Source organism: Variovorax sp. P2_H12 (assembly GCF_056403395.1).
This window is the reverse complement of sequence record NZ_JBFUFO010000015.1, coordinates 25,792-40,464: the sequence shown is the minus strand read 5'-3', so window position 1 is coordinate 40,464 and position 14,673 is coordinate 25,792. Positions and strand designations below refer to the sequence as shown.

General features: G+C 63.8%; 13 protein-coding genes. 10 read left to right on the top strand and 3 right to left on the bottom strand.

Annotation, left to right across the window (positions count from 1 at the left end):
* The first annotated feature begins 21 nt into the window (after nt 1-21).
* Both AC1DYK_RS12485 and AC1DYK_RS12480 read left to right on the top strand, forming a co-directional pair.
* On the top strand, nt 22-747 hold the full coding sequence (locus AC1DYK_RS12485) for a GntR family transcriptional regulator (RefSeq protein ID WP_478166593.1): 726 nt from the start codon (nt 22-24) through the stop codon (nt 745-747).
* A gap of 200 nt (nt 748-947) precedes the next feature.
* Complete coding sequence (locus AC1DYK_RS12480) at nt 948-2,198, top strand: ABC transporter substrate-binding protein (RefSeq protein WP_478166592.1); 1,251 nt, start codon at nt 948-950, stop codon at nt 2,196-2,198.
* A gap of 67 nt (nt 2,199-2,265) precedes the next feature.
* Here the strand turns inward: AC1DYK_RS12480 and AC1DYK_RS12475 are convergent, their stop codons facing one another.
* Nucleotides 2,266-3,135 (bottom strand): crotonase/enoyl-CoA hydratase family protein, encoded by an 870-nt coding sequence (locus tag AC1DYK_RS12475; protein ID WP_478166591.1) that lies wholly within the window; start codon nt 3,133-3,135, stop codon nt 2,266-2,268.
* Nucleotides 3,136-3,664: 529 nt separating this feature from the next.
* Here AC1DYK_RS12475 and AC1DYK_RS12470 point away from each other — a divergent pair.
* The 6 genes from AC1DYK_RS12470 (at nt 3,665) to AC1DYK_RS12445 (ending at nt 8,870) form a co-directional block, all read left to right on the top strand.
* Nucleotides 3,665-4,369, top strand: a complete 705-nt coding sequence (locus AC1DYK_RS12470; protein ID WP_478166697.1) for a c-type cytochrome — start codon at nt 3,665-3,667, stop codon at nt 4,367-4,369.
* 84 nt (nt 4,370-4,453) lie between these two features.
* Nucleotides 4,454-5,665: a c-type cytochrome gene (locus AC1DYK_RS12465; RefSeq protein ID WP_478166696.1), complete on the top strand. Its 1,212-nt coding sequence runs from the start codon at nt 4,454-4,456 to the stop codon at nt 5,663-5,665.
* A gap of 20 nt (nt 5,666-5,685) precedes the next feature.
* Nucleotides 5,686-5,880 (top strand): hypothetical protein, encoded by a 195-nt coding sequence (locus tag AC1DYK_RS12460; protein WP_478166590.1) that lies wholly within the window; start codon nt 5,686-5,688, stop codon nt 5,878-5,880.
* A 5-nt stretch (nt 5,881-5,885) separates the two neighbouring features.
* Complete coding sequence (locus tag AC1DYK_RS12455) at nt 5,886-6,449, top strand: cupredoxin domain-containing protein (RefSeq protein ID WP_478166695.1); 564 nt, start codon at nt 5,886-5,888, stop codon at nt 6,447-6,449.
* Nucleotides 6,436-8,055, top strand: coding sequence for a cbb3-type cytochrome c oxidase subunit I (locus tag AC1DYK_RS12450; protein ID WP_478166589.1), 1,620 nt, complete (start codon nt 6,436-6,438; stop codon nt 8,053-8,055). The genes AC1DYK_RS12455 and AC1DYK_RS12450 overlap by 14 nt, the downstream gene beginning before the upstream one ends.
* On the top strand, nt 8,052-8,870 hold the full coding sequence (locus AC1DYK_RS12445; protein ID WP_478166588.1) for a c-type cytochrome: 819 nt from the start codon (nt 8,052-8,054) through the stop codon (nt 8,868-8,870). The genes AC1DYK_RS12450 and AC1DYK_RS12445 overlap by 4 nt, the downstream gene beginning before the upstream one ends.
* 117 nt (nt 8,871-8,987) lie before the next feature.
* On the opposite strand, the gene AC1DYK_RS12440 is transcribed toward AC1DYK_RS12445, so the two are convergent.
* Nucleotides 8,988-9,185, bottom strand: coding sequence for a hypothetical protein (locus AC1DYK_RS12440; RefSeq protein WP_478166587.1), 198 nt, complete (start codon nt 9,183-9,185; stop codon nt 8,988-8,990).
* Between the two features lie 102 nt (nt 9,186-9,287).
* A complete protein-coding gene (locus tag AC1DYK_RS12435) occupies nt 9,288-10,454 on the bottom strand; it encodes a glycoside hydrolase family 5 protein (RefSeq protein ID WP_478166586.1) in 1,167 nt (388 codons plus the stop codon).
* Nucleotides 10,455-10,712: 258 nt separating this feature from the next.
* Here AC1DYK_RS12435 and AC1DYK_RS12430 point away from each other — a divergent pair, with 258 nt between their 5' ends.
* Nucleotides 10,713-12,671 carry a serine hydrolase domain-containing protein gene (locus AC1DYK_RS12430; RefSeq protein WP_478166585.1) on the top strand — a complete coding sequence of 653 codons (1,959 nt, stop codon included), beginning with the start codon at nt 10,713-10,715 and terminating at the stop codon, nt 12,669-12,671.
* Between the two features lie 101 nt (nt 12,672-12,772).
* A complete protein-coding gene (locus AC1DYK_RS12425; protein WP_478166584.1) occupies nt 12,773-14,647 on the top strand; it encodes a serine hydrolase domain-containing protein in 1,875 nt (624 codons plus the stop codon).
* Nucleotides 14,648-14,673 lie beyond the last annotated feature (26 nt).

The window sequence follows — 14,673 nt, the reverse complement described above, 5'->3', positions numbered from 1 at the left end:
GGATTCAAAGCCCTTCGCAACATGCCCATTCCTCTTTATCAACACCTCGCGCAGGACCTGGTCCAGAAAGTGACGTCTGGCGTTTTTCCGGTTGGCAGCGTGCTGCCGAGCGAGCTCAAGCTCATGGAGACCTATGGCACGAGCCGCAACACCGTGCGGGCCGCGTTGAAGCAACTGCAGGACATCGGGCTGATTTCGCGCAAGCGCAATCGCGGCACAACGATCCAGGCGCGTCCTTCCGCAGGGGCCTTTACTCAGTCACTGTCGACACTGGATGATCTGGTCAGCTTTGCCAAATCGGCAACCCGCGCGGTGAACGCCAGCAGAGAAATGGTGTTGGACATCGATACTGCGCGCGCCCTCGGATGCCAGCCAGGCTCTCGGTGGCTCCACATCGCGATGACGCGAAGCGAGCCCGGGGCGGCCATTCCCCTCGCGTGGACGGATGCCTATGTCGATCCGCACTATTCCGGTGTGCGCCTGCTGGCCAGGAAGCATCCCGACCGGTTGTTGTGCGATCTGATCGAGATGAACTACGGGCGGCGCATCGCCACCATAGAGCAGACGGTGGGTGCTCGAGCGCTCGGCGGCGAGCTTGCGAAGAGGCTGTCGGTGGCGGAAGGAACGCCCGGACTGGAGATCATTCGGAAGTATCGGGACGCGGCAAACGCCATGGTGCTGGTCACCCGTTCGTACTACCCGGCGGATCGCTATGTCATCTCGACAACCTTGGTGCGCACAAGTTGAACCCAGTTGGGACTTGAACCCGATCTCGATCAAGGTCGCGTCGCAGACAGATGAGCATCGCCCTGCGGATGCCCTCAAGAACCATCGTTTCGGACGATGCCCAGGCCTTCCCCTTTCCTGATACTTGCTGATCAGCGATGGTCGAGTCATCTGGACGCTCCATCGTTGAAAAAACCACGAAACATAAGGAGACAAAGACAATGAATCGGAGAAAAAAACCATCGTACGCAGGCAGCAGGCTCACGCAGGCGGCAGCGGCCGTCTTGCTCATTGCGGCAGCGGCCTCTTCTGCCAGCGCACAACAAACCGGCATCTCCGACGATGAGGTGCGTATTGGCGTCATGACGGATCTTTCGGGCGTCTATTCCGACGCCAGCGGCCGCGGATCGGTGATCGCAGCGCAAATGGCCATCGACGACTTCGTTGCGCAAGCCAAGCCGAAGTTCAAGGTCAAGCTTCTGTCGGCGGACATGCAGCTCAAGCCAGATGTCGGCGCTACCATCGCCCGGACGTGGTTCGATCGCGATGGCGTGGACATGATTGTCGACATACCGTCATCCGCAGTGACGCTGGCTGTCATGAATCTGGCGGCCGAGAAGAACAAGGTCGTGATTCCTACCGGCCCGGCATCGCTGCGTATCACCAATGAAGACTGCATGGCCACCGCACTGCATTGGGCCTACGACGAATACTCTCAGGGGCAAGGCACGGCACGTGCCATCACGGAGGCCGGTCACAAGAACTGGTTCTTCATCGAGGCTGATTACGCGGGTGGCAGGGCACTGCGTTCCGGCTTCGAAGATGCCGTGAAAGCGGCTGGTGGCAATGTTGTCGGCTCGGCGAAGCACCCACTGGGTGCCATGGACTTTGCGTCACAAATTGCACAGGCACAAAACTCCAAGGCAGACGTGATCGGCATGGCCAATGCGGCCGGGGATTCTGCGAACTTTGTCAAACAGGCCGCGAGTTTCGGCGTAACTCCCAAACAGATCATTGCCGCATCGTTGATTCACATCACCGAGATCAACGGCTTGGGCCTGAAATCAACCAAGGGCATGTATCTGACCGACGGCTTTTACTGGGATCGCAGTGCCGAAACACGTGCATGGTCAGAGCGATTCCTCGCACAGAAAAAGAAAATGCCCACGATGGTTCAGGCCGGAACGTACTCGGCTGTCTTGCATTATCTAAAGGGTGTTCAATCGGCGGGAACCGACGAGGCCAAGGCCACGGTCGCAGCCATGAAGAAGATCCCCGTCAACGACGTTTTCGCCACGAACGGCAAGATTCGGGAGGACGGTCGAATGGTGCACGATATGTACTTGTGGGAGATCAAGTCTCCCGAAGAGTCGAAATATCCGTGGGACTATTACAAGCTGCGCGCGACGATTCCTGCGGAAATGGCATTCCGGCCACTGGAGCAAAGCACGTGCAAGCTCGTAAAAAAATGAACCCATAGGACCATTGTGAGGGGTCGAATCCCCGGAGCGGGCCAGCAGGAGGCCTTCAGGGCGGTGCTCATGACAGATTCTCTGGAATCGGGCCCCCGCCATTGGGGATCGGCTTTCCGGAGTCGCGCCATTCCACTGCCGCGTGGAAACCTTTTTTCTCGGCAAACTCCTTGAACCAGCGTCCCTCCGCCGAATGGCGGGTGATGCCGTCGAACAGCGTCGCCAGCGTCTGGGTCGACGTCAGACCCATGTTGTCCAGCGCCTGGTTGATCATGAGCTTTTGCATCGCGAGCTGGTTGGTGGGAACGCCGGCGATGCGGTCGGCCAACTCTTCGACGCGGGCGTCGAGCTGGTCAGCGGGCACCGCTTCGAGCACCAGGCCCCAAGCGGCGGCAGTGCGGCCGTCGATCTTGTCGCCTGTCAGCAGCATTCGCTTGGCGCGCTCCACGCCGAGGCGGTAGACCCACATCGCGGTCGTTGGGCATCCCCAGACGCGGGCAGGCATGTAGCCGATCCTGGCATCCTCGGCCATCACCACAAGGTCACAACTGAGCGCGATGTCGCTGCCGCCGGCGACGGCATAGCCGTGAATCTTGCAGATCGAGGGCGTCAATGAACGGAACAGCGTGAAGAAGTCGTCCGTGTTGCGGCGCATGCCACGATAGTCGCGAATCGGATCCCACGAAGGGCCGGTCTGGTTCCATTCGCTGTTGTCTTCTTCGGCGAACTTCTTCAAGTCGTAGCCGGCACAGAATGCATCGCCGTCGCCGCTCAGGATGATCACATGAACGTCGGGGTCGTTGTCGGCACGCTCGACAGCGGCGCGAATCTCGCCTGGCATGCGGTCATCGATGGCGTTGAGGCGCTCTGGACGCGAGAGCGTGATGTACGCCTTTCGGTCGCGCGACTCATAGCGAAGGGTTTGAAAGTCAGTCATCGTCTACTCCTGGGTTGAGGACCGGGGCGAGGATCGGGCCGTCGATCGAGCAGAACGCGCACGGACTCGATCCAGTCATCCAGCAGGCGGCCCTGTCGAGCAGGGTCGTCGCGCAACACGCCGGCCAATGCCAGGCCGCGTAGAAACTCGGTGCTCAGTGTCACGACGGCGCCGTATGCAGGACGGTCCCGCAGCGGCGCGAACAAGATGCTGACGACCCGTTCGGCGTGGCTCGGAAAGTGGTGCAGGAGCGCGCTTCGGCTGACCCCGGCGCGCTTGACGGTGAGAATGTCACACCGTGAGCCATGACTGTCAAGTTCGCAGCGCGCGCCATCCCGGCCAGCGCGGTGGTGCTGACGCTTCCCCCTGCCAGCGTCAGGTGTATCTCACCGTTTCTCGTTCCATCGAGAGCACGATGCCTTGGATCTCGACACAGATGATGGCCTCAGCTCAATTCATGGTGAACGGATGGGTCTCGGCTCCCGACCAGCAGTCGTCGCGACGCTTCGGGTTCAAGCGCAGGCGCGCCATGCTGCTGGCGACCGCGATGTTCATCATGGCTTTTGCCCGCGCCGCCCTGGCGCAGCAGGATCCGGCGATCCCCGCCTTCAAGTCCGTCGATTCGATGGAAGCGCGTGTGCAAGGCTGCGTCACCTGCCACGGTCAAAGCGGACAAGGGACCAGCGATCAGTACTTTCCACGCATCGCGGGCAAGCCTGCGGCCTATCTCTACAACCAATTGGTCGCCTTTCGCGATGGCAAGCGGGTCTATCCGCCGATGAACTACCTGGTCGCCTATCTGCCGGACTCCTATCTGCGGGAGATCGCCGAGCACTTCGCAAAAGAGCGGCCAGCCTTCGAAGCAAAGCAACCGACGACCGCCGCAGAGTCGGTGATCTCGCGCGGCGCGACGATCGCCATCTCGGGCGATGCGAGCAAGCAGATACCACCTTGCATCACCTGCCACGGCCCCGGGCTCACCGGCATGGAGCCGGGCATCCCGGGACTCGTCGGGTTGCGCCCCTCGTACATCGTTGCGCAGCTCACGCGCTGGCGCACGGGCAACCGGCAAGCTGCACAACCCGATTGCATGAAGCGCATCGCAGACCGCCTGTCAGAAGCGGATGTGCACGCGGTGGCGACATGGCTCTCGTCTCGAGATCCGCCGCGCGATGCGTCTCCCGCGTCGTCCAATCTCCAGCGCATGCCCTTGTCGTGCGGCAGCCAGATGTAGGCCTCCATGCAGAGCCGAACACGCAACCTCGTTCTCGCCGTGTTGGCGGTCGTGGTGGTGGTCGTCGCCGGCTTCCTCTATTTCATGCCCGGGTATCTGCCAACGGAGCCCGGCAAGCTCGAAGCGAGCCCGACGACACAGACGATCACCAGGGGCGAGTATCTGGCGCGCGCCGGCGATTGCATCGCGTGCCACACCGCACCCGGCGGCAAGCAGTTCGCGGGTGGCCGCGCGATGGCCACACCCTTTGGCAACCTTTTCGTTCCCAATGTCACCCCGGACGATGAAACCGGCATCGGCCGCTGGACCGCCGACGACTTCTATCGAATGATGCATCAGGGCGTCTCGCGCGATGGCTCCCTGATGTACCCGGTGATGCCCTTCGCCTCGTACACCAAGGTGACGCGCGAGGATTCGGACGCCATCTACGCGTTCATGATGTCCGTGCCGCCGGTGAGCCAGAAGAACCGGCCCCACGAGTTGAACTTCCCGTTCAATCAGCGCGACCTGCTGATCGGCTGGAGGGCGCTCTACTTCAAGGAGGGCGAATACCAACCGGACAAGAGCAAGTCCGCGCAATGGAATCGCGGCGCCTACCTGGTGGAGGGCCTTGGCCATTGCGCGATGTGCCACACCGCGATCAACAAGCTCGGCGGCTCGAAGGCGTCGCAGGAGTTCGAAGGCGGGATGATCCCCAACCAGAACTGGTATGCGCCCTCGCTCACGTCGAACCGCGAAGCGGGCCTTGGCAACTGGAGCTTGAAGGAAATCACCGACCTCCTGCAGGCCGGCATCTCGGATCGGGCCACGGTCTACGGTCCGATGGCGGAGGTGGTCTACAACAGCCTGCAGTACCTTTCGGACGTGGATGTCGAGGCGATGGCGGTCTATTTGAAGGAGCTTCCGCAGCGCGACGCTGAACCACCGCCGACGAGCAGCGCGCGGCTGGTGAGCCCGAACGTGATGGAACTCGGCCGCAAGATCTACGCGACGCAGTGCTTCATGTGCCACGGCGAGGAAGGCAAGGGCCACCCGCCCCAGTTTCCGCCGCTCGCCGGCAACCAGTCGATCACGATGAGTTCCCCGGTGAACTCGATCCGCATGGTGCTGAACGGCGGCTATGCGCCCGGCACGAAGCGAAACCCGAAGCCGCACGGCATGCCGCCCTTCTCGCACATCCTCAACGACGACGAGGTGGCGGCGGTAGTGACCTATATCCGCGTCGCATGGGAGAACAGCGGGACGCCGGTGACCGCCGTCGACGTCAGCGAACTGCGCACGCTCGTCCCCGAATAGCAGCAACGAAGGTCCGCGCAATGGCAACCCACAACGATCTTCCGACTGCGGCCGATCGGGCCGACCTGGCGCAAGAGGAGGCGCGTATCGATGACATCGTCGCGCGTGGACCGGCGGGCACTTTCGCCGTCGTCGGACTCGCCACCTTCATCGTGGTCGCCATCGTCTTGCTCTTCTACTTTCTGGTGTACATGCCGCGAGGAGCCATCCAGTGACCTCGATGAACGCCGGCGCGTCGCACGCATCGGAGGCCGTTGCAGCCGGGGCGGAAAGGCGCTGGGCGATCATCGTGATGCTCATCATCGCCCTGCTGCTCGCGATGATGATCTTCACCGGACTGCATTGGGCGTCGATGCCACCGTCCCGCGTGGAGACGGTCGATTCGCGCACGCTGCACGTGTCGGGCGAGTTCGTCGAGAACAACCTGGGCACCACGGTCGATGCGAACGGCAAGGTCATGGTGCGGCTCGTCGCGCAGCAGTATTCCTTCGAACCACAGTGCCTGGTCGTTCCGGCCGGTGTGCCGGTCACTTTTCGCGCGACCAGTGCCGATGCCGTCCATGGCTTTGTCGTCGACAAGACCAACGCCAACGTGATGCTGATTCCGGGATTCGTCGCGACCTTCACCGCCACCTTCGACAAGGCTGGCGAGCGCCTGATGCCTTGCCACGAATATTGCGGCACGGGCCACGAGGCGATGTGGGGTCGTGTGCAAGTGCTGCCGGCCGACGAGTTCCTCGCCAAGGCCAAGGGCGCAGAGAGGATGAGCTGTGTTCCTCGCTAAGAAACTCGTTCTGGCGCACTTCTGGATCGCCTTCATCGCCTTCGGGGCGGCCATCCTCCTGGGGGAATGGCAGATGTTCGTGCGCAGCCCGCTGAGCGCCTGGGTGGGCGACCCGGAACACTACTACCGGTCGGTGACCGCGCACGGCACGGTGATGGGATACGTCTTCCCGACGCTGGTGGCCATGGGCTTCGGCTACGCCATCAGCGAGCTGGCGCTGAAGCAGCCGCTCGTCGGCCTGCGCTGGGCATGGGCCGGCTTCTGGCTGGTGGTCGTCGGCACCGTGATCGCGGCAACGCCGGTCGCGCTGGGCCTTGCTTCGGTGCTCTACACCTTCTACCCGCCGATGATCGGCAGTCCGTTCTACTACCTCGGCGTCGTGCTGGTGGTGGTCGGCTCGTGGATCTGGGTCGCGCTCATGGCGATCAACCTGCGGGCGTGGAAGAAAAAGAACGCCGGCACGGCGGTACCGCTGGCGATGTTCGGAAACGTGGCCGGCGCCTACCTGTGGGCGTGGACATCGGTGGGTGCGGCGGTCGAGATTCTTCTGCTGATCCTGCCCGCTGCGATCGGTCTGACGGATACCATCAATGTCGCACTGGCACGCGTGTTCTTCTCATGGACACTGCATGCCATCGTGTACTTCTGGCTGATGCCGGCCTACATCGCGTTCTACACGATCGTGCCGCGTGCCATCGGCGGACGGTTGTACAGCGACACGATGGGACGCGTCGCGTTCGTGCTCTTCCTCGTGTTCTCGATGCCCATCGGCATCCATCACCTCTTTGCCGACCCGCAGGTGGGCGCTGGGTTCAAGTTCCTGCATGCGGTGTTCACGGCGATGGTCGCGGTGCCTACTTTCCTGACTGTGTTCACCATCGTGGCGTCGGTTGAGATTGCGGCACGCTTGCGCGGCGGCAAGGGAGTTTTCGGATGGGTGAAGGCGTTGCCTTGGGACAATCCGATGATGCTGGCCGTCACCTTCTCCTTCATCATGCTGGGCTTCGGCGGTGCGGGTGGGCTCATCAACATGAGCTTCCAGCTCAACGAGACGATCCACAACACGCAGTGGGTCACGGGGCACTTCCACCTGATCTTCGCGGGCGCCATCGTCATCATGTACTTCGTGGTGGCCTATGACCTGTGGCCGCAAGTCACCGGCTGCAAGCCGCTGCCTGCAGGTCTCTTGAAGACGCAGCTTTGGCTGTGGTTTGTCGGAATGATGGTGATGACCATGCCGTGGCACTGGGTCGGCTTGCTCGGGCAGCCACGGCGCATGGCGTACTTCGACTTTTCGAATCCTGCGCTCAGCAATCAGGGGTGGACACTCGTGGCGGGTACCCTCGGCGGCCTGATGCTGGTGCTGTCCGCTCTGCTCTTCATCTACATCTTGGCACGCGCGGGCAGGAGCGAAGCAACCCCTGCACCCTACACCTTCAGCACGCCGGTCCATATGCCTGCGTCCACGCCGGTGGCATTGAACGGCTTCGCACTTTGGGTCTTGCTGATGATCGCCCTCACGGTCGTGAACTACGGCTTTCCGATCGCGCAGCTGGCGATGCTGGAGCACGCCTCGGTCCCCGTCGTTCCCATTGGGGGCCGATGATGCAGGAAGCCAGACTGTTCGCGTGGAGCAACCGATGGTTTCGGTGGAGCGTGCTGGGCCTCGTGGCGCTCACCGCGGCGACGTTGCTCGTGGGCTTCGTGTGGCTGCCGTCAAGGCACGGCGACTTCACCGCCAAGAGCGTCTGGGACAGCATCTGCCGTGCGGCAGGCGTGCCCCGCGAATGGACGGCCGCGAAGGAATGGCCGAAGCCGGGCGTCGGGGCGACCAGCGTCATACTGACCAACGCCATGGGGCGCCCCGGCGAAGGCGATGCGACTGGCCGCGGAGCGACCATCGCCATCCAGCAATGCAGCATGTGCCATGGCGCGCAGGGCATGAGCGATGGGGGTTCGCCCAACCTGGCCGGGCAGTATCCGGAGGTCATCATCAAGCAGTTGCATGACTACAAGCGCGGCAACCGGGCCAGCGCGTTCATGCAGTCCATCGCCAACAAGCTGTCGGAGCGGGACATCCAGGACGTCGCCGCGTACTACGACTCGCTGCCCAAGGCGCGCGCGGCTCCGGTGCATGCCAATGAACCGGGTGCACCGGCGTTGGTGCGCGTGGGTGACCCGCTGCGAAACATCGTGCCTTGCGTTGCGTGCCATGGCGGCATCGACCACAAGCTGGGCGCGCCGTGGTTGGAAGGGATGCCGAAGGAGTATCTGTTGAAGGAGCTCAAAGCCTTCGCGTCGGGCGATCGCCGCAACGACAGCTTCGGCCAGATGCGCAACATGGTGCGGCCCTTGACGGCACAGGAACTCGACGGCGTCGCGGAGTTCTATGCGCGGCGGGAGCCCGCGCGCGAGCGCTGAAGATCATTCCGATCGCTCGGCGCCAGGATCGGTTTCGGCCGTCCACGTTGCACAGACCATCGGGCGCCCCTTTCGCAAGCGTTCAGATCATTCGATGCCACACGTGGTCGCATTTGACTATGCGGTGCCAGACCGCCACGCCAGCATGGCCCACGATGAGCGCCAGCAGCCCCCAAGCAGCAGGCCATGTGCCGCATCGCCGGCCGCGACCATCCATGCGATCTTGTCTTCGCCGGCGCCCCACAGCGGTATGCCGAACGGCACGAAGGCACGTCCAGAGCCATAGCTGCGCAGCAGGGCCAGGATCGGCACCACCAGAATGAAGCCATACAGCGCAACATGTCCTGTTGTAGAAAGGACCAGCCACCAGTGCGCGCGAGATCGAACAACCTGGCAATCTGGTGAAGTGTCTCGCCCTCAATTCAGATAAGGCGCCAGCCACTTCATCTGCGCACGATCGGTACTTCCTTGCGGTTCGATGGAGTAGATGTAGTCGTTCCACCACGGCCCGCCGGCCCACCAGACCCATCCCGCCCATTGGTTGGCGTTGTCCCTCATGTACTGCAGCATCGCAGAAACGGCGATGCGACAGGTTTCGTTGTCACCCCCCGCGAACTCGCCCAACATTCCGCGTTTGCCGTGGGTCTTCAGCCAATCGGTGAAATCTCGCAGGCGTTCGACGCCGATGGTCTCGCTCACACAGTTTGCCGACACGCCAGAGCTATCGGCGTCGAGGTACTGATGAACTTCGAATACAAGGTTGTCGCCGCTGTCGGTCACAGCGAGCATGGCTTGGGCATTGGGCGTGCCGTAGTAGCTTTGCGACCAACCGTGAGCCCCCGTCCAGCCGTTGCCCGGTACCGTGATGACATTGGTGGCGCCGGCCGCACGGATGGCTGCGATGCCAGCGTTGGCGGCAGCAACCCAGGTTTCGGTGGGCATGGTGTTCGGCTCGTTCATGAGTCCGAACAGCACACGCGGATTGTCCTTGAACTCGAGGGCCAGGCGTTGCCAGAAGTCAGCAAACGAGGTGTGAGGCACAGCGGCTGAGCCCACAATTTCATCGTGCCAGCGGGCGTAGTTGTGAGGGTCCAGAAGAACATTCACGCCGTCGGTCGTGGCGGCATCGACCAAGCTCTTCAATCGATTGAGTTCGACCGGATCCAGAATCTGGTTCAGTTGCGGTTGCAGGCGCTCCCATCGGAAGGGCAGGCGAATCAGGTTCATGCCCTTGCCCTTGAAGTAGCCGACGCTCGCATGGCTCGGGTAGATGTAGTCCACACCATAGGTGCCAGGCAGCTTGGACTCGCCGAATTCGGCCCCCGCCAGGCTGACTCCGCGCCAGGAAAGTCCGGGGCTTGTTGCGGACGGCGATGCCGGTGCTGTTGCTGTTGCTGGCGCTGGTGCTGTCACTGTTGCCGGCGCAGTGGTTTGAGGCGCCGAGTCCAAGTTGCTTGCGAAGCCACCGCCACTGCCACCACCACCGCCACAACCTGACAGAGACAAAGTGAAGGTCAACGCCATGGCGAACTGCGGCAATTCAATTCGGGTCCTGTTTGTCATGTGGTTTGCGGATTTGCGCATTCAGATGTCGTCGACGTGCCGTGGATTCTGAAGATCTGGCACGCCGGCAGGTGCTTAAGTTTCATGAGTAATACGCGCCGAGGCGCGCGCGCCACTCCAGGGGGCCTTTTCGCATTGCCGATGCCGTAAGCTTGCTCGATGCAAAAGAAGAGGTCGCTGTATCACGCTCATCGTTCCCAGCGGTGGTGATCAGCCAGGCGGTGCGCTGGAACCTTCGATTTCAACCGAGCTCGTGCGACATGGAGGAGTCGTCGCCCGATGCCTCGATCGCTCACAATCCCCATGACCACAACTCACGACACCCCTGATCTTCCCGCGGCCTCATCACTGCGGCTGTCGCGCCGTCATTGTCTGAGCCTGGCCACGGCAGGACTGGTTGCGCCCCTGTTGCAGGCCTGCGGGGGGGACGGCTCAGGGGCGACCGGCTTGTCGTCGTCGCCGTCCGAGTCGTCCGGCTCCGAATCGGTGCGCTGGTGTCGCGAGGCCATTCAAGCGGCACTGAGCCGAAGCAATAGCACCACGACTGCCGTTTCCGTGGCCCTGCTGGCCGATGACCGCGTGGTCTGGCGCGAAGCCTTCGGCCATGCCGACCGCGAGAACGGATTGTTGGCCACCCTCGACACGCGCTTCAACATCGGCTCGGTCTCGAAGATGGTAGCGACGCTGGCCGTCATGATCCTTCGCGACCGGGGCAAGTTGGCCCTGGATCAGCCGTTGGTCGAGCTGCTGCCCGCCTTCAGCATGCTCTCGCCGGGCTTCACCCGCATCACCGTGCGCCATCTGGTCTCCCACGCGTCGGGTGTGCCGGGCACCAACAGCCGGAACCTCTTCGACTTCGTCCCGATCCCGGACTATGCGCAGGACACCCTGTACGCGCTGTCGCAGTCGCACCTGAAGCATGAGCCGGGCGAACTCGCGGTGTATTGCAACGATGGCTTCACCCTGGTGGAGCCGCTGGTGCGCGCGCTCACCGGCAAGAGCTTCACCGGCTTCGTTCAAGAAGAGATCTTCGATCCCCTGGGCATGAGTCTGTCCGGCTATCCGACCGTGGCCTTGCCCGAAGGCAGCTTCGTGCACCCCTACTACAAGGGACGGCGACTGCCGCAGGAAATGACGGCCGCCCATGCGACGGGGGGTGCCTTCTCCACGCCCACCGACATGATGAAGCTCGCGCGCCTGTTTCTGGACCAGGGCGCGTACCAGGGCCGGCGGATCGTCTCGGCCGAAGCGATTCGGGAAATGGGCATCGACCAGGCCCCCTACGTCCGCATCAACCCTGTTGCTTCGTCGTCGACCTGGGGGCTGGGCTGGGACGCTGTCAGACAGGAAGGCCTGGCTGCCGGGGGCTTGCAGGCCTGGCAGAAGGGCGGCGACACCTTCTTCTTCTCGACCCAGTTCTTCGTTCTGCCCGAGGCGCGTCTGGCCATGATGATCAGCGGCAACGGTTTCGACTACGGCGCGCTCGCGCTGGCCGAGGGTGTGTTGCTGCGCGCGGCCCGGGAGCGCGGCGCGATCGGGGCGCTGCCCGCAACCATCGTCTCCACCGTGCCGCCGGCCTCGTCTTCATCGCCGGACATTGCAAAGCTGGCCGGCATCTATGCCAGCGAAGCGGGACCGTTCCGGATTCTGGCCGAGGGTGACGGCTCGCTGACGCTGAGTCATTGGTTGGCGGACGGCCATTGGGAAGCCGTAGCGGGGACCGGGAAGCTTCGCGAGCGAAACGATGGCCGCTGGTGGTCCGATGAAAATCCCGCCTTGTCCGTTCGCTTCCAATCGGTGGATGGGCATCCCTACCTGATCGCGCGTGTTCTCTCGGCCAATCGGCAGTACTGGATTGGCAACATCGTGGGCGAGCGGCTGCCGCCGCTGGATGCGCCGCTGCCGGTCGCCTGGCGCGCGCGCGTCGGCAGCCGATGGGTCTGCAACAACGAATCCCCGGAGTCGCTGACCAAGGTGCTCGGGCCGACGATCGGCCGCATCGACGAGTTGAAGGAACTGCCGGGCTATGTCTTGTGGAGCAACAAGCAATTGCTGCGGGTGGTCGATGACCGCACGGCGGGCATGACGATCAAGGCCCCTGGCTTCGCTGGCCGCGACCTGGTCGAACTGCGCATGGTTCCCGTGCCGGATCCGACGAATCCCCAGGGGCCGTCAGAGGAACTGCACAACGGCAGCTTGGTGTTCCAGCGGGTTGCGACCTCGCCGCCGGGGCCGTGACGCCCGGCGGATGCGCGCATCGCTCTCGTTCACGGCATCGTCGCCCAATGACTCCATCACCCTCAGGCAGCGCCTGACCTTCAGGAATTTCGCCCCTCGCCATGACCTCATCACACAACACGCCTGACCTTCCCATTGCTTCATCACTGCGCTTGTCGCGTCGTCATTGCCTGAGCCTGGCCACGGCAGGGCTGGTCGCGCCGTTGCTGCAGGCCTGCGGCGGAGGGAACGATGGCGCCATCGCGCTTCCCGCGAGCGTGAACAGCGCATCAGTCGCAGTTTGGGGACGTGACGCCATCGCCAGCGCCATGGCCAAGAGCGGAACCGGCGCGGTGTCCGTGGCACTGTGGAGCGGCGGCCAGGTGGTGTGGCAGGAAGCCTTCGGCTGGGCCGACCGCGAGGCGAAGATCCCGGCCGGCACGCAGACGCGCTTCAACATCGGTTCGGTCAGCAAGGTGCTGGCGGCGTTGTCGGCCATGATCCTGCAGGACCGCGGCCTGCTCACCCTGGACACGCCGGTGGTCCAGTACCTGCCGGAATTCCGCATGCTGTCCGAGGGCTACCGCCGCATCACGGTGCGGCATCTGCTCAGCCATGCCTCGGGGGTGCCCGGCACGCACATCCGCAACCTCTTCACCTTCGCACCGCACTCCGACTATGCGGCCAACGCCGAGGCCGCGCTGGCCGACACCCACCTCAAGCACGAGCCCGGTGAGCTGGCGGTGTATTGCAACGACGGCTTCACGATGATCGAACGCGTGGTGCTGGCGCTCACGGGCCAGAGCTACCCGGAGTTCGTGCGCACGACCATCCTGGAGCCCCTGGGCATGGGCCAATCCAGCTACACGCTGGCGCCTTTTGCCCAGGGCACCTTCGCCCACCCCGACGACAACGGCAAGCAATGGCCGCAGGAATTCGTCTCGGCCTACGCCACGGGCGGCCTGGCCAGCACGCCGGGCGACATGCTGCGCCTGGGACGCTTGTTCCTCGGCGCTGGCGTGTTCGAGGGCCGGCGCATCGTATCGGCCGCCGGCGTGGCCGAGATGGGCCGCAACCAGACGAGCACGCTGTGGATCAACCCGAGCCCGGAATTTCAACTCGGGCTGGGCTGGGACTATGTGCGCCAGTTGGGCCTGCAGGCCGTCGGCCAGACGGCCTGGCAGAAGAACGGCGGCACCACCTTCTTCACCAGTGAGTTCTACGTGCTGCCCGAGGCCGACATGGTGCTGATGCTGACCGGCAACAGCACCGCCTACGGGTCCTCCGTGCTGGCCGAAAACATCATGCTGCACGCGCTGCGGGACCGCCAGCGGATCCCCGCGCTGCCGGACCCCGTCAGCCACGCGCCACCGGCCCTGGCCGCTGCGCCGGGTCTGGACCCGGCCATCGTCGGGATCTACGGCAACTACCGCGGCCCGATCCAGGCCGCCTTCGTCAACGGCCGCCTGAACCTGCGGCGCTGGCAGGCCGGTGCCTGGACGCCGATGTACCAGGGCCTTGCGCTGCGCAGCGACGGCAGGTGGTGGGGCGAGGCGGGCGACGGCTACGCCTTCCGGTTCGAACTCGTGCAGGGGCTGCGCTACCTGATCCAGCGCCGGCCCGGCGGCAACGGCCACTACTGGCAAACGGCGCCCCTGGGGCAGCAGCTGTCGCCGCTGGACGGCGTCCTCTCGGCGGCCTGGCGGGCGCGCCTTGGCAGCACCTGGGAACTGGCCAACGAGTCGCCGGATTCGGCGGCCGTGCGCGATGGCCCGGTGCGCTTCTCGCTGGGGCTGCTGCCCGAGCTGCCCGGCTATCTGCTGTGGGACGACAGCCAACTGGTGCGGCCGCTGGACGACACGCGCGCCGGCATGACGGTGAAGGTGCCGGTCAACGACGGCCGCGACCTCACCGAGCTGGTGTTCCGGACCGCGGATGGCGTGGAGCAGATCAACAGCAATGGCTCGATCTTCCGCCGGATCGGCAGCGCCGCCTGAGTCTTCCATCGCAAGCTTGGCGCGGG

Bases quoted from the DNA above. Each gene is read 5' to 3' on its own strand.
- AC1DYK_RS12485 (WP_478166593.1), top strand. From the start codon at position 22: ATGCCCATTCCTCTTTATCAACACCTCGCGCAGGACCTGGTCCAGAAA.
- AC1DYK_RS12480 (WP_478166592.1), top strand. From the start codon at position 948: ATGAATCGGAGAAAAAAACCATCGTACGCAGGCAGCAGGCTCACGCAG.
- AC1DYK_RS12475 (WP_478166591.1), bottom strand. From the start codon at position 3,135: ATGACTGACTTTCAAACCCTTCGCTATGAGTCGCGCGACCGAAAGGCG.
- AC1DYK_RS12470 (WP_478166697.1), top strand. From the start codon at position 3,665: ATGCTGCTGGCGACCGCGATGTTCATCATGGCTTTTGCCCGCGCCGCC.
- AC1DYK_RS12465 (WP_478166696.1), top strand. From the start codon at position 4,454: ATGCCCGGGTATCTGCCAACGGAGCCCGGCAAGCTCGAAGCGAGCCCG.
- AC1DYK_RS12460 (WP_478166590.1), top strand. From the start codon at position 5,686: ATGGCAACCCACAACGATCTTCCGACTGCGGCCGATCGGGCCGACCTG.
- AC1DYK_RS12455 (WP_478166695.1), top strand. From the start codon at position 5,886: ATGAACGCCGGCGCGTCGCACGCATCGGAGGCCGTTGCAGCCGGGGCG.
- AC1DYK_RS12445 (WP_478166588.1), top strand. From the start codon at position 8,052: ATGATGCAGGAAGCCAGACTGTTCGCGTGGAGCAACCGATGGTTTCGG.
- AC1DYK_RS12435 (WP_478166586.1), bottom strand. From the start codon at position 10,454: ATGCGCAAATCCGCAAACCACATGACAAACAGGACCCGAATTGAATTG.
- AC1DYK_RS12430 (WP_478166585.1), top strand. From the start codon at position 10,713: ATGCCTCGATCGCTCACAATCCCCATGACCACAACTCACGACACCCCT.
- AC1DYK_RS12425 (WP_478166584.1), top strand. From the start codon at position 12,773: ATGACCTCATCACACAACACGCCTGACCTTCCCATTGCTTCATCACTG.